Annotated in this window: 16 protein-coding genes; 9 read left to right on the forward strand and 7 right to left on the reverse strand. The window is 47.2% G+C overall.

Annotated features, from left to right (window positions below):
- Positions 1-60: 60 nt before the first annotated feature.
- From ACR6Z4_RS04635 to ACR6Z4_RS04665, 7 genes are all read left to right on the forward strand, one after another.
- The gene (locus tag ACR6Z4_RS04635; RefSeq protein ID WP_479716052.1) at positions 61-981 is read left to right on the forward strand and encodes a glycosyltransferase family 2 protein; all 921 of its coding nucleotides are present in this window, start codon (positions 61-63) and stop codon (positions 979-981) included.
- A 66-nt stretch (positions 982-1047) separates the two neighbouring features.
- Positions 1048-2184 carry a glycosyltransferase family 4 protein gene (locus ACR6Z4_RS04640; RefSeq protein WP_479716053.1) on the forward strand — a complete coding sequence of 379 codons (1137 nt, stop codon included), beginning with the start codon at positions 1048-1050 and terminating at the stop codon, positions 2182-2184.
- Between the two features lie 307 nt (positions 2185-2491).
- On the forward strand, positions 2492-3463 hold the full coding sequence (locus ACR6Z4_RS04645) for a hypothetical protein (RefSeq protein ID WP_479716054.1): 972 nt from the start codon (positions 2492-2494) through the stop codon (positions 3461-3463).
- Between the two features lie 23 nt (positions 3464-3486).
- The gene (locus tag ACR6Z4_RS04650) at positions 3487-4674 is read left to right on the forward strand and encodes a glycosyltransferase family 4 protein (RefSeq protein WP_479716055.1); all 1188 of its coding nucleotides are present in this window, start codon (positions 3487-3489) and stop codon (positions 4672-4674) included.
- 205 nt (positions 4675-4879) lie between these two features.
- Entirely contained in the window at positions 4880-5410 is a 531-nt protein-coding gene (locus ACR6Z4_RS04655) for a DUF2267 domain-containing protein (RefSeq protein WP_479716056.1), read from the forward strand.
- A gap of 1121 nt (positions 5411-6531) precedes the next feature.
- The gene (locus ACR6Z4_RS04660; protein WP_479716057.1) at positions 6532-9678 is read left to right on the forward strand and encodes an MFS transporter; all 3147 of its coding nucleotides are present in this window, start codon (positions 6532-6534) and stop codon (positions 9676-9678) included.
- A gap of 424 nt (positions 9679-10102) precedes the next feature.
- Positions 10103-10930, forward strand: a complete 828-nt coding sequence (locus ACR6Z4_RS04665; RefSeq protein ID WP_479716058.1) for an alpha/beta hydrolase — start codon at positions 10103-10105, stop codon at positions 10928-10930.
- Between the two features lie 297 nt (positions 10931-11227).
- On the opposite strand, the gene ACR6Z4_RS04670 is transcribed toward ACR6Z4_RS04665, so the two are convergent.
- The 7 genes from ACR6Z4_RS04670 to acsF form a co-directional block, all read right to left on the reverse strand.
- A complete protein-coding gene (locus tag ACR6Z4_RS04670; protein WP_479716135.1) occupies positions 11228-13519 on the reverse strand; it encodes a hybrid sensor histidine kinase/response regulator in 2292 nt (763 codons plus the stop codon).
- 135 nt (positions 13520-13654) lie between these two features.
- A complete protein-coding gene (locus ACR6Z4_RS04675; RefSeq protein ID WP_479716059.1) occupies positions 13655-15112 on the reverse strand; it encodes a HAMP domain-containing methyl-accepting chemotaxis protein in 1458 nt (485 codons plus the stop codon).
- 32 nt (positions 15113-15144) lie between these two features.
- Complete coding sequence (locus tag ACR6Z4_RS04680; protein WP_479716060.1) at positions 15145-16587, reverse strand: CHASE3 domain-containing protein; 1443 nt, start codon at positions 16585-16587, stop codon at positions 15145-15147.
- A 75-nt stretch (positions 16588-16662) separates the two neighbouring features.
- On the reverse strand, positions 16663-17697 hold the full coding sequence (locus tag ACR6Z4_RS04685) for a chemotaxis protein CheW (RefSeq protein WP_479716061.1): 1035 nt from the start codon (positions 17695-17697) through the stop codon (positions 16663-16665).
- A gap of 544 nt (positions 17698-18241) precedes the next feature.
- Entirely contained in the window at positions 18242-19897 is a 1656-nt protein-coding gene (locus ACR6Z4_RS04690) for a CheR family methyltransferase (protein WP_479716062.1), read from the reverse strand.
- A gap of 99 nt (positions 19898-19996) precedes the next feature.
- Positions 19997-20875 carry a pentapeptide repeat-containing protein gene (locus ACR6Z4_RS04695; RefSeq protein ID WP_479716063.1) on the reverse strand — a complete coding sequence of 293 codons (879 nt, stop codon included), beginning with the start codon at positions 20873-20875 and terminating at the stop codon, positions 19997-19999.
- 302 nt (positions 20876-21177) lie between these two features.
- Entirely contained in the window at positions 21178-22248 is a 1071-nt protein-coding gene (gene acsF, locus ACR6Z4_RS04700; protein ID WP_479716064.1) for a magnesium-protoporphyrin IX monomethyl ester (oxidative) cyclase, read from the reverse strand.
- Between the two features lie 630 nt (positions 22249-22878).
- Between acsF and ACR6Z4_RS04705 the strand changes: the two genes are divergently transcribed.
- A complete protein-coding gene (locus tag ACR6Z4_RS04705; protein ID WP_479716065.1) occupies positions 22879-23628 on the forward strand; it encodes a biliverdin-producing heme oxygenase in 750 nt (249 codons plus the stop codon).
- Positions 23629-23861: 233 nt separating this feature from the next.
- Positions 23862-25262, forward strand: a complete 1401-nt coding sequence (hemN, locus tag ACR6Z4_RS04710) for an oxygen-independent coproporphyrinogen III oxidase (protein ID WP_479716066.1) — start codon at positions 23862-23864, stop codon at positions 25260-25262.
- Positions 25263-25342 lie beyond the last annotated feature (80 nt).

The raw sequence follows: 25342 nt of genomic DNA on the forward strand, positions 1-25342 counted from the left end.
CATTTTAAAAACGTCGAGGATCTGAGGTTTGGCTCAATTAATTCTCTTACTCTATCTCCTATGAAAGTCTCTGTCTTAATTAATAACTATAACTATCAAAACTATGTGCTGGAGGCGATCGCCAGTGCCCTGAAGCAAACAATTCAACCAGATGAAATTATCGTGGTTGATGATGGTTCAAAAGACAATTCAGCTCAGATTCTACGCGACAATTATGGCGATCATGACGTCGTTAAACTCATTCTCAAGGAGAAGAATGAAGGACATCTATCTTGTTTTAATGCTGGATTTTTGGCGTCTACAGGCGATGTGATTTTCTTCTTAGATGCCGATGATCTGTATAAACCAAACTATATTGAGGAAGCTCTAACATTTTACGAACGTCATCCAGAGTGTGATTTTTTATTCTGCGACTTTGAACGAATTGGACAAGGTGAAGGAACCCGGTCGGATTATAAACGCGATCGCGACTTCGGGTATTCTGCGATCGCCACACTTTATCGCAATCGTTGGGTCGGAGCGATTACAACAACGCTTTCAATCCGCCGCAAGATAGTAGAAAAGATTCTTCCTGTGCCGTTTTTAAGTGATTGGATTAATGGCGCAGAAAATTGTTTAGTTTATGGTGCATCAATTGTCGGAGCCCATAAATTTTATTGCGCACAAGCCTTAGTTCAATACCGATTACATGGTAAAAATGATCACTATACTCGTAAGGGAAGAGTGGATAAAGTCAGACGCGATCGCTTATTTTCACTCTTGTCCAAGAGAATTAGTCTTGACGAGGATCTCAAAAATAAAATTGATTCAGAATTTAAGACCATCCCTAAGCCATTCTATAAAGAGTTCAGGTTATATATCAACATCCTTAAACAGGCTGATCTCTTCTATTTAGAGAAGCTTAAAATGGGTTCATCTATTTCTTTACATTTTTTAATGAATGGGGACTTCTTTAGTGATGTTCCTGAATGGCATATTTAGTATTTCTAAATCTAAATAAAGTATTGATCCTTAAGTCTGGCAAGTTCCGGGAGTAATTTTTAGTTTATGCATATTATTGCCTTGTCAAGCATCCCTACGGCATCGCGTGGAGGACAAGAGCTCAGCCTTTTGGAAGTATGCCACAGCTTATTTAAACGAGGACATAAAATCACGTTGCTCCATATCAACAAAGGTGATTTATTACCCAAATATCAGGAATTTTGTACTCATATTATTCAAGTTAGTTCATACAAATTGCTTCGGAAAAAAGACATTTTTCAGTTTTTAGCAGATTTCTTGAAAGTGCCACACGTCCAAGATGGGGTAATTTATAGCAACCAATATCACGATTGTGTAATAGCATATGCATTAGCAAAAACTCGAAATATTCCGCTAATTTGTCATATCCGTACACCTGCCCCAAAGGAACTGAATCCATCTGATTGGCAACTTATCACGAGCCTAAAAGGAGTTAATCAGTTTATTGCCGTTTCAAATCAAACAAAGCTGGGATGGATTAAATTAGGTTTCAAAGAAGAGCAATTCAAAGTCGTCCATAATGGCTGTAATAGTGCTCTCTTCAAGCCCATTGACGACTTTTCAAAGCTTCGGCAAGACTGGAACATTCCTTTCGATAAAAAGGTCATTTCTTACGTTGGCAGATTGGACAGTATCAAAGGTGTAGAAACTCTGATTAAAGCCTTCTCAAGGCTTTTAGAACATGAAACTGATGCCAAATTACTGATTGCCGGTCAACCTGTTTATGGAGATGCTAAAGAGCGTCATGCTTATTTACAATCACTCAAACAACTTGTAGTAAATCTGGGCATTCAAGATCATGTTGAGTTTCTGGGTCTTGTATCAGATACACCATCGCTATATCAGGTCAGTGACATAACTGTTTTGCCTAGTTTATATTCTGAACCCTTTGCCAGATCTGTAATTGAGTCATTGTCATGTGGAGTACCTGTAGTAGGCAGCCAGATAGGTGGAATACCTGAGGTACTGACAGGTGAATTCCAATCCTGGTTGTTTGAAGCTGGAAATGAGGTGGATTTATCTAATAAATTAACACGCCTTTTAAACTGGCGATCTACAGATTCTCAACTGGCGCAACGCTGTCGAAATCATATTGAGCAAAACTTTAGTTTGACTCGTACAGTCGATCAAATTGAGCAGATTATGCTCTCATGTATTCGTTGAAGATTCCTCGCATCCACCAGAAAATTTAGTGAAATTTCATAGCAAACCACGCTAGATTTTGGGCAATGGTATTCATAGTCATCATGTTTTGTAGTGCAGGCGATGCCCGCATCACAAAACATTATTAGAGTTCTAGGACTACTAGAATTTTAATGTTTGCAAGGAGAGTTTTACATGAATATAAACATTTCTCCTGCCTACTTAGATCTTCCTGAAAAATATGTTGCTCTGATTGACTATCGAGTCCCAATACACAAATTTTATTTAACTTGTTATAGTAATCCTATTTAATTCGTGGAGGGGCGTTATGAGTACCGTAGACTCATCTATGACAGTACATTCCCTGGTATGTCATCGGCATGTTGATATGGCACTCATGTGTCTCGGTTCACTGCTTAATTTTTCTCAGGAGCCTCTTAATTTAACCATTCATGATGATGGGTCTTTAACAGCTGAAGACGGTGAAAAACTTCAGAATAGATTAAAAAATACATCGATCATTTGGCGATCGCAAGCAGATGAACAAATGGAAAGTGTATTGAGGAACTATCCCTGTTCCCGCAAACGTCGATATGAGCATCCCTTAAGACTAAAGCTCTTAGACATTCCACTTTTTAGCCAAACTGATATTGCATATTGTGATTCGGATATTCTCTTTATCAAACCTTTTTCTGGTTTATTCCGTTGGACAGATGACAAAACATCTGCTCTGTTTATGACCGATCATCAAGAAGCTTTTTCAGTACAGCCATGGCAGCTAATAGGTAAAGATTCTATTCGATTGTGTAGCCGTGTCAATAGTGGTCTTATGCTAATTCGCAAAGAGTTCTATGATCTGGACTTTGTGGAGTGGTTTTTAAGTAAAGATGAGTTTTGGAATCGACCGAATTGGGGTGGACAAACGTGTATGTCGGCACTAGGATATCGTATTGGTTGTCGCCTATGGGATCCTAAAAAAATCGTCATGATTCAATCTCAATCTGATTTCTCAGATGAGATAGTAGCAGGACATTTCAGCTCTGCCGTTCGGCATCTTTTGGAGTCATTTTCAAACCATGGTTATCGTCCTGATCAAGATATAGCACCTACCATCATTGATACGGTGCCCTCCACTCGTTGCCAACCCTGGAATTTGACCAAAGTGCTCCTTGATCGTGAAGCTAAACATATTACGTATCAAACTCAGGAAATGCTACGTCGTAGTTTTTTAGGAAACTATAAACGCCGATTAGTTGCCAGTTTCATGGCAAATTCAAGCAATATTCAGAACAAAAATTAAGCATAGAGTTATTCATTGTAGAAATGCATATTATTGCATTGGCAAGCAGCCCTTCTTCTGCTCGTGGCGGGCAAGAGCTCAATTTATATGAGGTCTGTCATTCCCTGCACCGACACGGTCATCGCATTAGTCTTCTCTATCTCAAAGATGGCGATTTGATTGAGAAATATCGTAAGTTTTGTCATCACATTATCGCCATTGAGTCTTACAAAGTGCTGCGAAAAAAACAACTGTTTAATTTTTTCGCAGACCTTTGGAAAATCCCTGCCATTCAAAATGGGATTGTTTACAGCAATCAATATCACGATTGTGTCATGGGGTATGCCCTGGCTTTGTCCAGAAATATGCCTTTGATCTGTCATCTGCAAACGCCCGCTCCTCCTCATTTAGAGGTATCAGATTGGCAACTCAATGCGAGCCTCAAAGGAGTTCGGCACTTTATTTCAACTTCCTATCAAAATCAACACGATTGGATTAAGGTTGGCTTACCTCAAAACAAAGTTGAGGTGGTTCACAACGGCACGGATACAGAGATATTTAAGCCAGCGGATAGTTTTACCGCAATCCGACAACAGTGGCAGATTCCGAAAACGACGCGCGTCATTTCTTACATCGGGCGGCTAGATGAAATCAAAGGTGTAGAAACTTTAATCAAAGCGTTTGCCTTACTGGTCAATCAAAATAGAGATATAGATATCCGTTTACTCATTGCTGGCAGTCCCGTTAGTCCAAGCGATACACAAACGCGGAATACTTATTTGCGATCGCTTAATCAATTACCAATCGATTTAGGAATTGCACAGCACGTCCAGTTTTTAGGACACATTGACCAACCCGTGTCTCTCTATCAGGTCAGCGATGTTACTGTGTTACCCAGCCTATTTGCTGAACCATTTGGGCGCTCGGTGATTGAGTCGTTAGCCTGTGGTGTTCCCGTGATTGGCAGTCGGATTGGTGGCATTCCCGAAATTTTGACCGGCGAACTGCAAACGTGTTTATTTGAACCGGGAGACGACGTCGATTTAGCCGCTCGGTTAAATGATGTGCTGCATTGGCGCAGCCTTCATCCCCAGTTGGGTGAATACTGCCGCACCCATGCTGTGCAGCACTTCAGTCTTAATAAAACAGTTCATTCTATTGAGCACATTTTGTTAACAGCCTGCAAGTCACATCCATCACACAACTCCCCAATTTCGCAACAGGGGGAGTAGCAGGTATGTCCTCAGGCAGAGATTTCAGGCGAACGCTTGTTCGTCCGTACAATCAATCAATCATCGACGTTATTTAATTCCCATTTCTTAGGGAATATGGGTAAACGTTGGTATGAAATATTCAGTCAAACAAGCCTGTCTTTTGAAGGAAGTATTTCAAACCCAGTCCTTCTATTCTGGCTAGTGAAGTCGATAGAAGAGTCTTATGGAAAGCAGACAAGTAAGCCCCGGCAATGTTGACCCGATGGCAGTCGGATCACCGGCTGACATTCAACCCCAGCATCAAGATTTCTTGCAAAAGGTCATGGCTGAAGGTCAGTTATCCGACCCTTACGATGCACGAGACGCGACTGAAGTGGTATATCGCGTTATGCGAGATCTGATGGATAAAGATACCATTGATCACATTGAGTCAGAACTGCATGTTAGTGCGGCTAACACCGATAACAAAGCCCTACAAACTGAAGTTGCCGACTTATGGCGAGACACCAACCCCATTGTTGGATTTATTAGCCGTATTCGTAAGCCGCTGCGCGGCGAAGCCCCCTTTGGCATCGACTCCAAGCTATTCTTGACTCGTGTTGCTAACGAAGGTGGATTACCCTCTACTACCAATGCAGAAACGGTAATCAAAGCAGTCTTTTCGGCAACGAAAGAAGAATTATCGGGCGATCGCATTCAAGAAGTAGCTACTTGTCTCCCCGATCAAATCCGCTCACTGTGGGAAGCCGCTTAGGACTGCACTTAAGTGGAGCACGGGTTATGTTCTGGAAACTCCGCAGAGCATGGTTTTCAAAACATAACCCAGTCCCGGTCGAACGCAAAGCGCTATAACAATCCAATGATTGCGGTAACGCCGCTTGCGGGGTGTGGGCATCGCTCACACCCTGATTTGCTGTTGGATTACAGCACATTGAACCCTAACGACATTGGTAGTGGTATTCACGATTTTTTGTTGTGTGCTGCGCTCCATGGGGTACCCAACAAAAACCCTGTGGCTTACAGCGCTTTGCGCTTGAGTAAGACATAGTCGGTTTTGTGAGAGCCGCGCTCCGCGCGGCTCTCACAAAACAAATCTGGTTTTAAGCGATTGAAAATGGCTGTCATGAGGATGGATGCAGGGGTGGAAACCCTGTCCGGGGGCACTGCCCCCGCGCTCCTCTTCTAACCAGCCCTTCGGCTGCTACACCACAAAATTAAGTGCAGTAAAGATAAGGGCAATAAAGATTCCAACCTAAGAGGGACGCAAGTTATTGCCATGTCAGTAACTCTTAAACTACGGGTGTGTTGGATTCGGGTGGTGTTCTAGAGGTATTGATAATTTGCTGAAAAACTTACTCAGTAAGTTTTTCAGCAAATTATCAATACACATGTGCAACACAACCTTGAATTTGTACATCGTGAGTACTTGAATTTGGCACTTTGAATACGTTGCTCGTTGATTCATACCCTTGATTCATGACTTCGACGTGCTCCACATCTTGTTAAGCCGTTGCTTCGCGAGAACAAGAGTGATGAAAAGAGTGGGCTACTAGGGGTTTAACACCGCTATTCAAAAGTAGGGTTTGCAATAAAACCAGGGGGATGAGGTAGCCGCCTCTCCACGCAGGGATGCCCCCCTGCACCTTGAATGCAGCCCTATAGTTGTGACGATGTGTACTTAGATAGTGGCTCTGCGAGCTAGTGTGCACACACTAAACTTCGCAACATGGGGCGTGAGGGCTGCGCCCTCACGCAGGGGTTTCACCCCTGCACCCCGTTATAAAACTTTTAATTGGGTCTGCTAGATGGAAGCCAGCCTGGATTGAATTGGCATTGTGGGTGGTTAAGCAAGCATGTTTATAGCGAGGAAAATATATGCTGGGGGTTGCCGTGGCACGACTGGAGTGGATAGATTTGTCTCGCTGGGTGGCTCAGGTTCCTGTAGTACCTGATCCAACCGTATCGGAAACCGTGACGCCAGAAACGGCTTCTGTTTTGTTTTCAGGACCGCAATTTTTGATTGCATTGGTTTCTGGGTTGTTAATGGCATTTGCATTTCAGCTGGTACTGACCAATCTATCGGTCGCTGCTGGAATTTCGTATCTAGGACGTGATTCAGATTCAGACTCAGATGATGAAGGGGGTAGCCTGTCGATCCGCAAGATCGGCTTAGGGCTGGGGATCTGGACGTTGCTGACTGTGACGATCGCCTTATTTGGTGCATGTTTACTGGCGGTGCAATTAAGTTTGTTAACCAGCGATCGCCTGGGTGCCATTGTTGGGTTAGTCATCTGGGCAGCGTATTTTTCGCTGTTGATGTGGGTCGGGTCGTCAACAGTCGGTTCGTTGATTGGCTCTGTCATCAGTACAGCAACGTCCGGGTTGCAATCCATTTTGGGCACGGCTACCGCCATGGTGGGGGCGCGTGCTGCCCAAAAGCAGGTGGTATCAACAGCAGAAGCCGTTGTATCAGCAGTGCGCCATGAAATGGGTTCAGCGGTTGATCCGAGTAGCATTCGTGAATCGATTGAAGAGTATATTCAGCGATTGCCGTTACCGGGGTTTGATTTTAACCGCATTCGTCGAGACTTTGAATCATTGCTGAATGATCCCGAACTGCAAGAGCTAGCCGATAGCGATCGCCTGAGTCATATTGATCGGCAAACCTTTGTGGATTTAATTAGCCGTCGCACCGATTTCAGTACCGAAGAAGTCAACCGCTTTGCCGATTTGTTAGAAGGCATTTGGCGACAAACCTTGGGGCGTCGCCGCAAAGGAGATCAGATGACAGAGTTGGTTGAGTATCTGCGAACGGCTCAGCCCGGTCAGGTACGGGTCGATGAATTGAATGCCAAGCTAGATAGAGTTTTAGCGGAACGAGAATCATCTCGAAGCACTCAACGGGATAGTGGCAACGCAGCGGGACTGAGTCCCATGCAGCAGACCGTGCAGTTAGGTATGAATACGTTGATGGGGTTGGTGCTGGGTCGCACAGATTTATCGGATCTGGATCTGGAGAAAATTGTAGGTCGCTTGAAAGATGCGCCGAAAAAGGTGGCTGAGCAGCGCGATCAGATCATCGGTCAACTTCAGGGTAAATCTGACGAATCGGAGGCTTACAGTCCAATTCGTGCCGATCTGGAGAACTATTTGCTGCACATCCCCGTCTGGCAGGCTAATTCGGAACGAGTGGCGCGAGATGCGCGAGAAATTTTGTATGATCCCTACGCCGATCCCGATGCGATCGCCGATCAACTCTCGCGATTAAATCGCAATTTCTTTGTGGATGTGCTGGCGTCGCGGGGAGTCTTTATCCAGAGCCGCATTCAAGCGCTATCCAATACACTAGAAGCCGTTCGGCAGGAAGTGATCGCGACTGCTCGGGCAGCAAAGGAACGCGAAGTGGCATTAGATTTAAGGCAGCGGGTAGAAATTTATCTGACGCTAACACCAAAAGATCTGCTACTGCGTACCAACGATGATGGCATTTTACCTGGGTTTCAAGCCCTGCTAGAAGACCATAATGCCGATTTTGAAACACTCACCTATCGATTGATGCCTTACGATCACGACACCTTGAGCGAACTATTGGGACGACGGCAAGACCTGACGCCTATCGAAGTAAAACCCATTCTGATGGCGTTGGAAACAACACGCGATCGCGTATTGTTTGAATCCAAATCTCTCGACGAACAAGCGAAGCAACAGCTTACCGATGTGCGTCAAAAGCTCGAAGACTATCTCCGTCATACCGGCAAGAGTGAGCTGAATCCTGACGGCATTCAACGCGACGTGCAGCTTTTACTAGCAGATCCCAAGACAGGGTGGTCTGCGTTACGCAATCGCATGTCTCAGTTTGATCGCGATACCTTCATCGCCTTACTCGCTCAACGGGGCGACCTCACGGAAGCTGAAGCCAACCAGATCATCAACGACGTAGAATCACGCTGGAATGCCGTCATTCATTCACCCCAGATGATCACGAGTATGGCAAAGAGCCAATATGATCAGACGGTGAATTCGTTATCAGATTACCTGCGTCGCACCAATCTAGAGGAGCTTGACCCCGATGGAATTCAGCGGGATTTGACAACGCTGTTGGATGATCCCAAAGAAGGCACCCTGGCACTGCGACGACGTTTATCTAAAGTCGATCGGGAAACCTTAGTGCGGTTACTCAGTCAGCGTCCCGACCTTAGTGAAGAACAGGTGAATCGGGCGATCGATCAGGTGCAGGAAGCAATCCAACGGATTGTCAAAGCTCCGCGTCGATTGGCATTACGGGCACAGCAACAAGTGATGAACTTTGAAGCCAGCCTGGAAGATTATTTGCGCAACACGGACAAAGACGAGTTGAATCCAGACGGGATTAAGCGCGATCTACGGACGTTAATGGAGTCACCTCAATTGGGGATGCATCGACTGGGCGATCGCGTTTCTCAGTTTGATCGCAATACGCTGATAGCACTACTGGCGCAACGTCAGGATATGACTCCTGAAGAAGCAGAACGAGTGGTTTCACAGATCGAATCGACCCGCGATCAAATCCTCGATCAAATGCGTCAGGTGCAGTACCGCATTCAGCAAATTATCGACCGGATTTTTGGTCGAATTCGCGATTACCTCAACTCGCTGGATCGCCCAGAATTGAACTATGACGGCATCAAACACGATGTCCGCACGTTGTTCGACGATCCGCAAGCAGGGTTTGATGCACTGCGACAACGCTTAAGCGAGTTTGATCGAGGAACGTTGGTTGCATTAATTAGCTCTCGACGCGATGTCTCGGAAGCCGATGCAAACCATATCATCGACCAGATCGAGGCGGCTCGAAATTCAGTCTTGCAACGGGCAGAGCGGATTCAAACAGAAGCCCAGCGTCGCTTAGAGCAAGTGAAACTGGAAGCTCAACATCAGATGGAAGAAACTCGCAAAGCAGCAGCGACGGCTGCCTGGTGGTTATTTGTGACGGCTGTAGTGTCGGCGATCGCATCGGCAGGGGCAGGCGCACTCGCCGCTTAGTCCATCATCATGTTTAGCTATAGCCGCTGAAGGGCTGGTCAGGATAGGGGTATGGGGGCTGTGCCTCCGGACAGGGGTTCCACCCCTACACCCCATCTCAATTAACCGTTCAACGGCGATAGTTCTAAGGATCGTGGATTTAATAAAACCCAATTCTTTTTGAGAGAGCGACGGCGGAGCCGTCGCTCTCTCAAAAAGAATTACAGGTTATTTAATTTGCGATCCTAAATCCAAATTTGGCAGGGAAACCTTCGGTTTCCCTGCCAAATTTATATTAGGATTCAGCAATGCCCCATATCATGCACGGCGATCCTGCGCTTGATGACAATGCAAGTTAGAGCATACGGTTCATCTGTATGAATCCGTCGGTGAAGATTGTCGTGTGGCAACCATACTCTGCCAAATAACTCTGCCAAAGAACTCTGTGACCAGATCCATACGGTTCAAAGAATTGCTGATCGGAGAACTCAGTTGGAAAAGACTGGTGCGATCGCTCCTGTTTATCTACATTTTTGTTGCAGGGTATGTCTTTTTTCGCGCAGACTCCATGATTTTTTTGCCTCAGCCGGTCAGCTACCCGGACACAGACGAGATTCTCAAACTTCCCATTACTCAGACTGAAAAAATTTCAGCCCTTTATTTACCCAATCCCCAATCTCGGTATACCTTGCTCTACATTCACGGTAATGCAGAAGATCTGGGAGATATTCGTCCTGTGTTAGATCGCCTAAATAGCTGGGGATTTAGCGTTTTTGCCTATGATTACCGGGGCTATGGAACCAGTGCTGGCACCCCAAGTGAACGCCATGCTTATGAAGATGCGGAAGCAGCCTATAGGTATCTGACCCAACAGCTCAATATTCCGGCTCAGTACATGATTGTCTATGGGCGATCGGTGGGGGGTGGCTCAGCAACAGAACTGGCAACACGTCATCCGGTGGCAGGTTTAATTCTAGAAAGTGCGTTTACCTCTGCGTTTCGGGTAGTACTGCCATTTTCTGTGCTACCTTTCGATAAATTTTCTAACCTTGCCAAACTACAAAATGTTCATTGCCCTGTGCTGGTGATGCACGGTGAAGCTGACCATACCATTCCCATTCAACACGGTCGAGCGCTTTATCAAGCTGCACCGGAACCGAAACAATCGCTGTGGGTAGCAGGGGCAGGACACGACGACTTTACTTGGGTGGCAGGCGATCGCCATCAACGCGCACTCTTATCGTTTCAAGAGTTGATTACAGCGCAGGAATGAAACCGCATTCTCTCAGGATATATATCCATCCCAAATGGGTTGTGAGAGGCACGCGAATTGTGCCTCTCACAACCGTAATATAGCGGTGTGCAAGTTTGTTAAGTACAGAAACGGTGTTGTGGGGCGCTCCGCGCCCCACAACACCGTACTGCACCAACCCGAACAGCGCTATATATCTAAGGATCATGGATCAAATAAGATCGAATATTGAATCGTTTGCAGGGGCGAACGGCCGTTTGCCCGTACAACAAATCATCGGAGTTATTTAATTCTCATTCCTAAGCGCAACGTGCTGTATTAAATCAGCCGATGCAGGGTTTCCAGGAGAATATCCTGGTTAAAGCTGCCTTTGGTGATATAAGCATTGGCTCCAGCGTTGGCTCCGCGTCGTTTGTCATCATCGCTGGCAAGAGACGTCACCAGAATAATCGGAATTTCATTGTATTCCCGGTGCTGGCGGATCAGCGTAGTCAGAGCCAGCCCATCCAGGTTGGGCATCTGAATATCCGAAACAACCGCATCAAACGGGCGACTTTGGAGTTTGTTGAAGCCATCTAAGCCATCAACCGCAGTAACGACTTCAAAGCCTGCGGCTTCCAAAATACGTTTTTCCTGGGTGCGGGTGGCGATGGAATCTTCTACTAACAGAACACGCTGTTTTTGCGAGGGTGCTGAAGGGGACAGCGTCGGAGCCACGGCAACAGTCTGTCGTCGCACCGATTTAACTAAGTCTGCCGGATTGAGTACCATACACACATCGCCTGTACCCAAAATAGTAGCTCCAGAAATATTGCGGACTCGTTTCAGAAGTTTGCTTTGAGGTTTGGTGACGACGTCTTGTTCGTCGATCAACGCATCTACAAAAATTCCCAGGCGATCGCCTGCCACCGTTAAAATAATGCAGGGTAGCTTTTGTCCCGGATTGCGGCTGCAATCATTAGCGCTGGGCAGTTCCAGGAGATGAGACAGGTAAGCAACGGAGAGGGGTTGGTCGTCTTGCACAATCGTAGAACGCCCCTCAATCATAAAAATATCGTCAGGATTGACCAGGATAGCCGTTTGTACCGCTTCCACAGGAATAGCGTAGGGACTGTGGTTGATCGTGACGATCAGCACATGGGCAGTAGACAGGGTCAGACCCAGCTGAATCCGAATGATGCAACCCTTACCGGGAGTCGAGTCGAGAGCGATCGCCCCTTTCAGTTTTTCGACATGGGTGCGCACGACATCCAAACCGACACCTCGCCCAGACACTTCCGTCACCAGGGGAGCCGTAGAAAACCCCGATGCAAAAATCAACTCCTGAATCTGGGTAGGGGTCATGGAATCAAGTTCTTCGGAGCGATACAGACCTCGCTTCAAAGCCGTGTGCTTGATTTTCTCTAGATCCAGTCCTCGCCCATCATCCGAGACTTCCAGAACAATCAACGTGGGAGTTTGATACCCCCGTAAACGCAGGGTAGCCGTTGGAGCTTTGCCCCATCGCTGCCGTTCTTCTGGGGATTCAATCCCATGATCAATAGCATTTCGCAGAATATGCATCAGCGGATCTTTCATCTCTTCCAAAATCCGCTTATCCGCACGGGTTTCACCACCCTCCACAATAAAGTTGATGGCTTTGTTTTCCTGCCGCGCCAGATCCCGCACCATCCGGGGAAAAACGTTAAAGATAGTGGACAGGGGCAGCAACCGCAGGGTGCGAATGTCGTCCTCCAACTCATCGCTAATTGACTCCAGACGGGTAGTGTCCTCGTAAAGGGAATTGCGTAATTCCTGGAGCCGTTTTCCTAACCCTTCTAAGCGTTCTTCTGTGCGACTATGGAAGGCTTCTAATCGATGCAGGGCAGCACTACTCTGGTGAAGTTCGTCAAAAACAAAACGGTTATTGAACAGATCTCGATTCCATTCATCCCACAAAGTGGCGATCGCCTCTAATTCTGCCAGGCGATGGGCAATGCGAATCTTAGTAACCGTCAACTCTCCAGCCTGAGTAAGCAGACTATCTAAATTTTGGGTAGCAACCCGAATCGTCTCAATCCGGTAGCCAGACGCAGACTGCGCTTTCTCACCAGCCGGATGGGATGCTTGCACCGTTGCCGTTAGATCCCTCGGCAAACCATTTGACAAACCATTCATCGGCATCCCTTCACCCTTCACCCCCTCACCCTTCACCCCCTCATCCCCATCACCCTCCACCCCTTCACCCTTCACCCCCTCACTTCCCATCAACTCCGCCAATACATGAAACACATTGACCTGAGCATCTTTGCCCGTCACAGCTTCTTCCACCAGAGCACGCAGAGCATGGATAGCATGGGAAAGGCGATCGCTGAGATCCACCGTCATGACTTCAGGATGATACTTGAGGCTACCCAACAGATGTTCAATTTGGTGGGCTAACGTTCCGATTGACTTGACCCCCAGCATATTGGCATCCCCCTTAAGAGAATGGGCTTCTCGTAGGAGAAATTCCAACGTTTGAGCATCATCAGGATGAGTTTCCAGATGGAGCAGACCTGCATCAAGATTTTGCAGATGCTCCTCACTGGCTGTTTTGAAAATGCCTCTCAATTCATCATCTTGAATCATCATGGGATCTGCCTTCCTTGTAGCCAAAATTGAGTTTCCAATTGGTATTTACGTCCTGATTGTTTGTGGCGCGGGCGACGCCCGCGCCACAAACAATCAGGACAGTTCCAGGACTATTCCATTGGACAATTCGCGTTACACCACGGCTTTCAATTCTTTCGCTGCATCATTCAGACGTTGGGTGCCAATGCGAATTTGTCCGATGCCGTTAGCATTTTCGCGAGCAGCGACATTCAGGGCATTCATAGCATCTACAACTTGTTGAATGGCGATCGCCTGCTGTTTGATATTCAGGGAAATTTGCTGGCTATTCAGCACCACATTATTCACCGCATCTGCCACACCCGAAAAAGACGTGGCTGTATCCTGGGCAATACGTACCCCTTCCTCAACAGTCTTGGTGCCCTCATCCGTCACCATGACAGTGGCATTGATAGCAGTTTGAATATCGTTCACCAGGGTATTGATTTTTTCAGCCGATTTACGACTCTGATCTGCCAACTTACGAATTTCAGCTGCCACAACGGCAAATCCCTTGCCATGCTCACCCGCCCGTACCGCTTCTACAGCCGCATTCAACGCCAGCATATTGGTTTGATTTGCCAGATCGCTAACCAGACCGGAAATGTTGCCAATCTGGCTGGTCTGCTCACTGAGCCGCAAGATCTGGTCGGCGATCGCCTCGACTTTTTGTTTGAGATCGCTCATCCCATGAATCGTTCGATCTACCGCAACGGTGCCACCACTCGCCAGATTCAACGCTTGTCTTGCCCCTGCGGCGGCGGCCTCTGCTTGCTCCGCAGACTGACGCGATGAGGCTCCCAGTTCGTCCATCGTGGTCGTGGTTTCATTCACCGATACCGATTGCTGGTTAGCGGTGCGCTCCTGCTGTTCGATGGTGGCAGCAATTTCTGTGGTAGATGAAGCGATCGTGTTGGCAGATTCTGTCATCTGGTGGGACGTGCGATTGATGATCCAAATTCCCAGCACAATGGAGACGAACAAGGCTACACCTGTGGCTATCAGCAACGTCATCCGCAGGTTGTTGAGGGCATTGAGTTGGTTTTGATCATCTTCCTCAACAATTTCCTGTTCCCGATCGCGCATCTGGGTCATCAACTGAGTGATGGTTTCGACCCGGTCGCGGGCTTCATTATTCCGCCAGGTGGCGATCGCTTCATCTGTTTTGTTTTGATTGATCAGATCAATCAGTTGTTGATTGAGGATCATCAAATTATTGAGGTGCGATCGCAAGTCTGCTAAATTTTCTCGCTGCTGACTATCTTGAATCTTAGATTCCAGAGTCTTGAAGTCTGCTTCAAGCGATGCCTGAGATGCTTCCACAGAGTTCAGCGAGATGGTATTTTTATCAAGCAGATATCCCCGAGTTGCCCGTGAGTAAATCTGCACATTCACTGCCAGACTATTGATTCCTTCTTCAATATGCCGAGAGACCTTATACTCCTGTGCCAAGCGATTGAGTGTGTTGACGTTGTGAATCACTACGCCAGAGGCAATAAATAAAGCCAACACCGGCACACTATAACCAACCAGAATCCAATATCTAAGCTTCCACCGTATAGCCTGGTTCATACTGGGTTTACCTTTGTGTTAAATCAGTTTTGTTACACCACTGATTGCAATTGTCGGGCAGCGTCATTGAGTTGATGCGTGCTGGTGCGAGTCTGACTAATGCCACTCGCGGTTTCCCGTGCCGCCACATTTAAGTTGTTCATTGCCAGCAAAACTTGTTGCACGGCAGCGGCTTGTTGATTCACATTGAGCGAGATTTGTTGAATGTTCATCACAATCGTGCTAACCGAATCCGTGACGTTATTAAACACGACAGCCGTTTGTTGGGTGACATCGGCTCCCTGTTGAGCTGTTTTCGTACTTTCATCCGTCACCATCACCGTCGAATGAATCGCGTCTTGAATATCAGTGACCAGTCCGTTGATTTTTTCCGCCGAGAGACGGCTTTGATCGGCTAACTTGCGAATTTCGGCAGCCACTACGGCAAAGCCTTTACCCTGTTCCCCGGCTCGTACTGCTTCTACAGCCGCATTCAGTGCCAACATATTGGTCTGGCTGGCTAAATCGCTCACTAAGGCGGAAATGTTACCGATCTGGTTAGTTTGGGTGCTCAGGCGAACAATTTGATCGGCTACATTTCCCACTTTTTGGGTGAGTGCGGTCATGGTAGATAAGGTGCGCTCTACGGCTCTATTGCCCTCCTGGGTTAATACCAGCACCCGTTGCGCACTGGCAGCAGCCGTTTCTGCTTGTTGGGCAGACTGTTGTGACGATGCCCCTAACTCTTCCATAGTGCTGGTGGTTTCGTTGACGGAAACCGCTTGTTGATTGGCAGTGCGCTCTTGTTGTTCGACTGTGCAAGCAATTTCATTTGAGGATGACGCGATCGCATTTGATACCGCATTGATAGGACGGATCACAGAACGAGCGATAAAAATCAGCACCCCAAACCCAAGGGCGATCGCTAACCCTGTCCCCCCCAGAGAAATGATATTAGCCACGGCAATCGACTGAGCAGCAGCGGCTTCCCGTTCTTTTAGAAGCATTTCTTCAACGTCTTTCATGATGGCAATTTGCCCGCGCAGCTCATCCATGATTTGTTTGCCCTGTTGAGAGCGAACCATGGCTAAGGCTTCATTTCGCTTACCATCTTGCACCAGTTGAATGGTCGTAGCCATGCCCTCCATTTTCTGTTGGGCAGTTTCGTAAATTTGCTCCAGACGGCGCACTTGGTCAGGATTGTCCTGAATCAGATCCCGTACTTCCTGAAAACTCGTTTCAAAGTCCGCCATAGACTGGTTGTAAGGTTCCAGAAAAACTGATTCTTCGGTCAACAGATACCCCCGTTGCCCTGTTTCCCCATCCACTAGCACCGTGATGATATCTTCCAAATTTTGCTCAACGGTTTGCGTATGAACAACCCATTGGTTTGATTCCACCAGTCGATCCAGGCTAACTTTGGAGGTAATGCCGATTCCCAGCATAATGACAAAAATGCTGCCAAATCCAGCCTGCACCACGCGTCCCAATTTCATCTGATGTCTCATAATAATGTCTCTGTACAGTGCCTCTGCTTCCAGAGAATGAATCATTTAATGAATCATTTGACGTTAAACGTCTTCGTCTACATCCAAAACGCCCGAGGTCAAAATCTTGGGTAGATTAATCACACTCATCAAGCCATTGCGGTAAGGGGCAACCCCCTGGAGATAATCGTTGTGACTGCTTTGGGTCGCCACGGGTGAGGGCAGAATCTGAGATGCCTGGAGGTGTACGACATCAAAAATAGCGTCTACCGCGATGCCCGCGACAATCTCATCGTGCCGTACCACGATCGCCTTTTTCCAACGGGTCTGCCCCTGTGCTGATAGATTAATCACAGGGCTGATATCAACCAGGGTAACCACTTCTCCGCGCAGGTTGATGTTGCCCAGAATGTGGGGTGGGCAGCAAGGAATGGGGGTAATGGTATGAACATCCGTGAACTCGTGAATGATATCCAGCATCAGTCCGAAATATTCGCCTTGTAACCCCATCACAGCAAGAGCAGTAAGCGTTTGTGGATCATCTGTCTCAACCGATTGCCTTAACCCATCGCGCCGCTGCCGAAGAATCTGGCGATCGCCTTCTGAGAAACTCTCCCACCCGTCAGCAGGGGATGCGGCATCCTGCTCCAGTGCAACCTGCCCCTGGAGTTGCAGGTCAGTGCCCATGGCTGTTTGTACCGTCAATCCGGCAAACACTAAGGGATTAAGCAGCGTCACCAGTGCCCCACCGACTTTGGCAATACCCATGAAGGTGGAAACAGGGGCATTATCGGGAGTATTCCAGGGCGCGATCTGATCCAGAGCGATCGCAGTTACGGCATCAGTTTGCTGCACGAGCAATCCCACAGCCTGGTCACCCAGCCGCAGCACAATCACGCTGTCACTGAGGTGATAGGGATAGACACCCTGACCGAGAAACACCCCCAAATCGACAATGGGCAGGATGTCACCCCGTAAATCAATCACACCCATGACCCAGCGAGGTAAATTGGGCAGGGGAGTTATTTCAGGCAAGAAAAACAGTTCTTGTACCACTGTAGCCGCAATGCCATAGCGAGTTTGCCCTACCGTAAAGATGAGATAAGAGATATCGGTCATAACCAATGCCCTCAAGGGGAGTGGAGACAGTCCAGGGTTTATTGAATGGGTGATTCTTAGATTCCTTAGATAGTCAACCAGCCTTATTTTTCCCAAACCCTATGTTGCAAGCAGAATTTGATATAAAAATACAAGATTTAAAACAACTTGAAAGGAATCAACGAAGCGCCTATTCAGAACATTAACCGCTAGCTCTCTTGGGGTAGGAACAATCAACCTGCGTCGTCACATTCCGACTGTATTCTTAAGGTGAAGGGCGTAGCATTCATCTTCTAATGATTGAGGGCTAGTAAGCTTAATCATTTACATCTGAACTATTTAATCTGAATACTAATTTTTAGGACAGCATTGCTAGAAACCATAGTGATAAATTAATCAAACCGACTGAACACTAGTTCGAAGAGTTCCAACTAACCAGATATCGGAAAAATCAACCCCTAGACTGCAATTCTAGGGGAACCGAAGTATTCAAATTCGCCCAGAGTTGGAGAATTTAGGGAGCACAAAGCGAATCGAGATTGACGAACCAAAGTGATAAATTAAACTACAGACCCAATTGGGTTTTGAGATGCCGTTCTAAATCTGTTATATCTATATTTTCTTGAGCAAAACTCTGCACTAACTGGGGCGATCGCTGGACGAGATCTAATGCAGATTGCCACGTACTTAAAGCCTTTTTCTGATTGCCTTCTCGCGCATACAATGCTGCCAATTCTAAATAGGCATGAATAGAGTCTGGCATCATATAAATGATGCGTTTGTAGAGAGTTTTCGCAGCTTCTAGATCACCCTGTTCTTCACGAATTTGAGCCAACAAATAATAGGGATCGACCGATAGCGGATCAACGTGCATGGCTTGCTGACATGTCGCGATCGCTTGTTCATGCTGCCCAGAATTGGCATACACCTGAGCCAACAAATGATGTGCTGCAACGTTTTTGGGGTCACTCTGGAGAAGATGTTGCAGATGCTGAATCGCTTGCTTATCGTTCTGTTGCAGCAGTCGAGATTGCAGATCGTCCAGGGTTACAACGGGGGTCGTAGACGAACAAAGGAGAGCAGGCGTCGAAGCCTGATTAGATGACGAGGGCAACGCTTGCACCGACGGTAGCAGGGGTAATGGAGGGCTGGACGGGAATGGATGACGGGATGCTATTGCAGGACGGTCGTAATTTACAGACGGATGAGAACCGTTAGACGGAAGAGAATCAGGACGTATCTCGGTCTTACTGACATCACGGTTGCATTCCACTGCTTCGACAATGGGGTTACGAAAAGTATGGACTTGATTCGGTCGTTGGTAAATCACCGATGCCGGAAAACTACAGACCTGAAAATTACTTAAGTCGATTCCTTGCAATTCCGTATGACCGACCAGCAAATACCCCTGAGGTTGCAACGTGACATAAAACTTTTTTAGAACCTGGGCGATCGTTTTCGGTTCGAAGTAAATGAAGACATTACGACAGACAATCAGATCAATTTGATCCAGTAAACGGGTGCAATCGGGATATATATCCTGGACTAAGTTACTGACTTGAAAAGTGACCATCGGGCGAATATCTGAGCGAATTTGCCAACCATCCCGATGGGGCTGAAAATACTGCTGTTGAATAGCCGGGTCTAATGCCCGAAATGACCAGTTACTATAGATTCCAGACTTTGCCTGTGTCAGCACGGCACGATTCATATCTGTTCCCAGAATCGTTACATCCCACTGACACAAGTCGGGGATCAACTCTCGCACCAAAATGGCGAGAGAATAAGCTTCTTCACCGCTAGAACACCCCGCACTCCAAAGGCGCAGACATGGGCGTCCGGTTATTTGTAATGAAGTCATTTGGCGTTTGTGGGCAATCAATTCGGGCAAAATCTGATGCCGCAACAAAGAAAACTGTCCCTTATCGCGAAAAAAGTAGCTTTCGGTAGTCGTTAGACATTCGATCAGCCAGCCCCATTCCTGGTTCTGGCGTTGGCTTGTATCTGATGCCAGCAAGAGGGCATAGTAGTCGCGCAAATGAGAAAGACCCAACGATTGCGATCGCACCTTGAGTTTGTGAGCGATCGCCGCTTCATCTTGGGGACGTACCTGGAGTCCCAGGGTGGCAGTGATCAACTGCACAATTTTCGCCTGTGTAGCCGGATCTGATTGAACCCCCTGGCGGGACGAACCTTGCCACCAACTATCTAACACACTCACGCTGTTGCTCTCCTTGCGAACTCTTTTCCAGGCGTTGCTGATTTTAGGGATGGATTTGAACGTGAACCCAAAGGGTTCACGTTCAAATCCATCCCGCTATTAAGCAATGCCCTTTTCCATCGGTAACAGAGTTGTGGCTCCGCTCACCACGGCAGGTTTCATTGATGAATCAGCATCCCTCATGAGCTGTTTCAGTAGGGCTTTATCGTCTAACTGCACGTCCCAAAAATTAGACATTGCCACGTCTGCTCCTGCAAAATTTGCCCCATTCAGGTTTGCCCCACTAAAATTAACCATCCGCAAGGCTGCATCACGAAAATCTGCACCTCGCAAATCGGTAAGGCTCAGGGTTGCTTCCCGCAAATCGGCACGGCTAAAGTTTGCCTCTCGCAAATTAGACTTGTAGAGGTTGACTCCTACCAGATTCGCCATGCGCAGGTTAGCCCGCTCTAGATTATTGTCTACGGCACTTGCCATGCACAGGTTAGCCCGCTCTAAGTTGGCATGAGACATATTCACCAGGTATAGCGTTGTCCCGACCAGCTTTGCCCCTTCCAGGGTCGCCTCCCGCAGATCTGACTTATAAAAAATTGCATCCCGTAAATCCGCTTTGTAGAGTACGGCTTCGCGTAAATCGACCTCGTAGAAAATAGCATTCTTGAGCTGAGATTCTACCAGGGTAGCCGTATAAAAGTTGGATTTATACAGATCTGCCTCGCGCAAATCTGCTTGATACAAATCTGCCATGCAAAAGTCTGCCCGATACAAGATGGAATGGCGCAGGTTGGACTGGGACAGGGCAGCTTCTCGTAAAGACGATTGACATAAATCAGCACCTTCTAAATCCACACCTCGCAAATAAGCCCGACACCAATCCATATCCCGTAGATCAGGGCGAATGCTGGGATGCTCCTGCCGCCAAAAATTCCATTCCGTCACGCTCCGTTGGACTATCTCAAGTTGCTGCAAATCTGCCATGATAATACCCCTGCTTCCCAAACATGAATGAACTGTATGAAGCGGGCTGTCATCTTGCCGATGGCAGGTTTGTTTGGGACTGCATCTTTAGAATGCCCTGTTGCACTGGCAATAAGGAGTTTCTAGCAGGTGTCGCAATATTTCGAAAACAAACGGGGAAAGCGTTGCTTTCCCCGTTTGTTTCTTGTTTGAATATGGTGCTGAAGTATAAGGTGTTGCGAAAGAGCCGCGCGGAGCGCGGCTCTTTCGCAACAGTCGTGATCTATCTAAGCACAAAGCCAAGAAGCCAAGATGGCGGTGGGTTAACGAACCGTTCCCCGTAAGGCTTCGGCATCGATGGGTTTAATCAAATACAACCGCAGCAGATGACCGGCGATCGCCGCTTGCAACGGCACTTTACGCAATGTCTTCAGCCACTTGGGTTGGGTCGTCTGATCGATCTCCGACATCTGCAAATTCAGGTCAGAACAACGACGCAGCCGTGGGAAAAATTCGGGATGGTTGGTATCCAGCACCGACGGAAACGCCCGGATAGAGGTTTCGTTGGTTTGCCGAATGACTTCTGCATCAAATTCTGTGGGATCAAGTCCTAGCGTATGATAGAAGCCTTTGCGCTCGTGTACCGTCAGGGTATGGGTGGCAAATACGGTAAGCAAGAAAAAGCGGCTCCACAACCGAGATTGCCAGGTTTTCCACAGGCTAGGTTGCGATCGCAGCAACGCTTTGAAGATATCGCCATGGCGATTTTCATCCTGACACCAGCTCTCGAACATGCGGAAGATGGGATAAAACTGATTTTCAGGATGCTGCTGCAAGTGACGATAAATCAAGATGTACCGCCAATATCCAATCTTTTCAGACAAATAGACCGTATAAATCACCCACTCAATCGGGAAAAACGTATAGACCCGATTTTTGGTCAAATGTCCCAGATCCATGGTGCAGCCAAAATCTGCCATGGCTTTATTGAGGAAACCGGCATGACGGGCTTCATCTCGCGCCATCAGGTGAAACATTTCTGCCAACAGTGGGTTCCGACCTTTTAGCTTACGCGAAAGTTCTTTAAACAGGAGAAAGCCAGAAAATTCAGAGACGCAAGAGCGCTCCAGGTAATCGATAAAAGCTTGTCGGGCTTCACCCGTAATGTGATCCCAAGATTTTTCAAACGATTCATCTCTGACAAAGTGATGACGATTGTAGTCTGCTCGCATTTCTGCCAACATTGCCTGCAATTCGGTATCTTGGGCAGACAAATCCAGACCTGCGGCTGTTTCAAAATCCGTCGTATAAAACCTGGGTGTGAGAATAGTTTCTTTCAGCGCCTTTCTCGATTCCACAGTTCCCAAGGTTGGCTTTGGCGGAGAATTCACCATACTGATCAGCTGTCGCTCATAAACTCAATAGCTATCAAGTTATAGTATCGGGGATGCTTTGACTAGTCGATAATTGATAAATTTTGCAAAGATGGTCACAACTTCAACAAACCCTGTAATCCTTTTAGGGAAACGACAGCGGAACCGCTGCTCCTCCAACACCCATCTGGATTGAATATCTCGTGTTCAGACTCGTATGAATTTGAAGGGTTTCAGCCCTATTGACCCTCACCCTAAATCCCTGCACCAGGGCAGGAGAAGGGCTTTGAACCTATTGCTGTGCCGTCGGTGCAGGTCTTGTGATCTATTGGGATCTATTTTTAATTGGGTTGAGAACTTACATAGCCGCCGCAGGGCTAGCTAGGACGGGGGCGCGGGGGTTATGCTCCCGGACAGGGGTTCCACCCCTGCACCCGTCCCAGGTGCAGGAGATAAACTCGTGGGCTGAGTAGATAGCTCTTGAGAAAAACATTAAGATATGAAAACAATTTGATAATCATCACTCAATAGCTATAAAGTTTCTTAAGAGCTTCTTTGAACCCACGCAATGCCTGTTGCACGATTTCGCCGCCTATCACTACAGCAGACATTGCTCAATGTCGTTATTCGCTGAGAAATGAGGAATTTGATATGAGTCATGATCTAGCCCAACGCTTACGAGAAGGCACCAAACACTCTCATACGGCTGCGGAAAACACTGCTTTTATGAAGTGCTTTCTCAAAGGAATCGTTGAGCGAGAGCCATTCCGTAAACTACTGGCAAATCTGTATTATGTTTACAGCACTCTAGAAGCAGAACTCGAACGGCATCGCAATCACCCGGCTGTAGGACCAATGGTGTTTCCAGAACTCAACCGCACTGCCAATTTAGAGCGCGATTTGACCTATTACTATGGCGACAATTGGCGTGAGCAAATTGCACCCCTGCCAACGGGTAAAGTTTACGTCGATCGCTTGCTTGAAGTTTCCAATACGGATCCCGTCCTCCTGATTGCTCACGCCTATACTCGCTACATGGGTGACCTGTCTGGGGGCCAAGCCTTGAAAAATATCGTTCGCTCGGCAATGAGCTTGCCACCCGACCAGGGAACTGGATTGCACGATTTTGAGCATTTACCCACCGTTGAAGCAAAGCGTGCGTTTAAAGAAAGATATCGGGACACCCTGAACGCTTTACCCGTCGATGACGCCACGATTCAGCGCATTGTGGATGAAGCCAATCTTGCATTCCATCTAAATCGGGATGTGGTGCATGAATTAGAAGATGATGTCAAAGCGGTGATTGGCGAGCATGTGTTTGATTTGCTCACCCGTCAAGAGATCCCCGGTGCAACCGAACGCCCACCCCATGGGGCAGCAAAAGCGGTGTTACCTATTTAAATCGTAGAAATGAAGCATTTCCGCAAGATTCAGCGTGATACATCCACGTCTCTGCGATGAATGCTTTAGCCCTACCACTCGCTTACAACGACACCGATTCAGTTTAGGCAAATCTGGTGGTGCTCAATGAATGAGGATGTGCCGTATGGAGCGCGGTACATCCTCAGCCTCAAATCTTTTCATTGCAAGCATTACCACATGTTTTATCGTTATGAACACAAAGGGATTCACGCATGAATGTTTCGTTGCCTACGGTTCAATTTGACCCAGCCTTACTGCGCAAGTACGATCAGCCAGTTCCTCGCTATACAAGCTACCCACCGGCAACTGAGCTAAAACCAGAGTTTGAAGAAGTCAATTTTAGAGCTGCGATCGCCGTTGGCAACTATAAACAAACCCCTTTGTCGCTCTATTGCCACATTCCTTTTTGCGAAACAGCGTGTTATTTCTGCGGGTGCAATACCATCATCACGCAACGCAAAGAAATAGCAGAGCCTTACCTGGAATACTTGATCAAGCACATCCGTCAGATGGCAGGCTTATTGAGCGATCGCCGCACGGTTAACCAAATGCATTGGGGCGGTGGCACGCCCAACTACCTGTCGTTGGATCAAATTGAGCGGTTATGGACAACCCTGAATCAGCATTTTCAGTTTGATACCAATGCTGAGATTTCGATTGAAGTCAACCCCCGCTATCTCGATCGCGAATATGTCCTGACATTACGAGAAATCGGGTTCAATCGCATCAGCTTTGGCATTCAAGATTTCAATCCGCAAGTTCAGGAAGCCGTCAACCGAATCCAACCCGAAAATTTGTTGTTTAATGCAATGGATTGGATTCGGGAAGCTGGATTTGAAAGTATTAACGTCGATTTGATTTATGGCTTGCCCTATCAAACGTTAGAAACGTTCCGCGACACCATTCAAAAAACGATCAAGCTCGACCCCGATCGCATTGCTGTCTTCAATTTTGCCTATGTGCCGTGGTTAAAGCCGGTGCAACGCCGAATTGCTCAAGAGACATTGCCACCATCCTCCGAGAAATTGGAGATTTTGCGCATGTCGATCGAAGAACTCACCCAAAATGATCGGTACCACTTCATTGGTATGGATCACTTTGCCAAACCCAATGATGAACTGGCGATCGCTCAGCGTGAAGGGCAACTGCATCGCAACTTCCAGGGCTATACCACCAAACCTGAATCGGATCTGATTGGCTTTGGCGTAACGTCCATCAGCATGTTGCATGACGTCTATGTGCAAAACCACAAGCGGCTAAAAGACTTTTATCAGGCGATCGATGCTGAAAACTTGCCCACCGAACGGGGTGTGAGTCTGAATCGAGATGATGTAATTCGCCGGACGGTGATTATGGAATTGATGTGTCAATTCCAACTGTCTAAAGACGCGCTGCAAGAAAAGTATCACCTCAGCTTTGATCAAGAATTCGATGAATATTTTGATGTAGAACAGCCCGAACTGAAGAAATTAGAACTAGATGGGCTGATTCAGCACTCTCCCAATCACATTCAAGTCACCCCTGCCGGGCGATTGTTAATTCGCAATATTGCGTCCGCCTTTGATGTGTATTTGAGAGAAAAGATCACTGCCAATTTCTCAAAAGCCATTTAGTGTCAATCGCCGATAGGGTGTGTATCAGCTTCGCCCTTACACGCCCTATCGCCAAATCCGGCATTGCTTAATAGCGGGAT

This window comes from Calyptranema fuscum S582, assembly GCF_055793305.1.

Bases quoted from the DNA above. Each gene is read 5' to 3' on its own strand.
- acsF (WP_479716064.1), bottom strand. From the start codon at position 22,248: ATGGTGAATTCTCCGCCAAAGCCAACCTTGGGAACTGTGGAATCGAGA.
- ACR6Z4_RS04635 (WP_479716052.1), top strand. From the start codon at position 61: ATGAAAGTCTCTGTCTTAATTAATAACTATAACTATCAAAACTATGTG.
- ACR6Z4_RS04655 (WP_479716056.1), top strand. From the start codon at position 4,880: ATGGAAAGCAGACAAGTAAGCCCCGGCAATGTTGACCCGATGGCAGTC.
- ACR6Z4_RS04695 (WP_479716063.1), bottom strand. From the start codon at position 20,875: ATGGCAGATTTGCAGCAACTTGAGATAGTCCAACGGAGCGTGACGGAA.
- hemN (WP_479716066.1), top strand. From the start codon at position 23,862: ATGAATGTTTCGTTGCCTACGGTTCAATTTGACCCAGCCTTACTGCGC.
- ACR6Z4_RS04645 (WP_479716054.1), top strand. From the start codon at position 2,492: ATGAGTACCGTAGACTCATCTATGACAGTACATTCCCTGGTATGTCAT.
- ACR6Z4_RS04650 (WP_479716055.1), top strand. From the start codon at position 3,487: ATGCATATTATTGCATTGGCAAGCAGCCCTTCTTCTGCTCGTGGCGGG.
- ACR6Z4_RS04640 (WP_479716053.1), top strand. From the start codon at position 1,048: ATGCATATTATTGCCTTGTCAAGCATCCCTACGGCATCGCGTGGAGGA.
- ACR6Z4_RS04705 (WP_479716065.1), top strand. From the start codon at position 22,879: ATGAGTCATGATCTAGCCCAACGCTTACGAGAAGGCACCAAACACTCT.
- ACR6Z4_RS04685 (WP_479716061.1), bottom strand. From the start codon at position 17,697: ATGACCGATATCTCTTATCTCATCTTTACGGTAGGGCAAACTCGCTAT.
- ACR6Z4_RS04660 (WP_479716057.1), top strand. From the start codon at position 6,532: ATGCTGGGGGTTGCCGTGGCACGACTGGAGTGGATAGATTTGTCTCGC.
- ACR6Z4_RS04680 (WP_479716060.1), bottom strand. From the start codon at position 16,587: ATGAAATTGGGACGCGTGGTGCAGGCTGGATTTGGCAGCATTTTTGTC.
- ACR6Z4_RS04670 (WP_479716135.1), bottom strand. From the start codon at position 13,519: ATGATTCAAGATGATGAATTGAGAGGCATTTTCAAAACAGCCAGTGAG.
- ACR6Z4_RS04675 (WP_479716059.1), bottom strand. From the start codon at position 15,112: ATGAACCAGGCTATACGGTGGAAGCTTAGATATTGGATTCTGGTTGGT.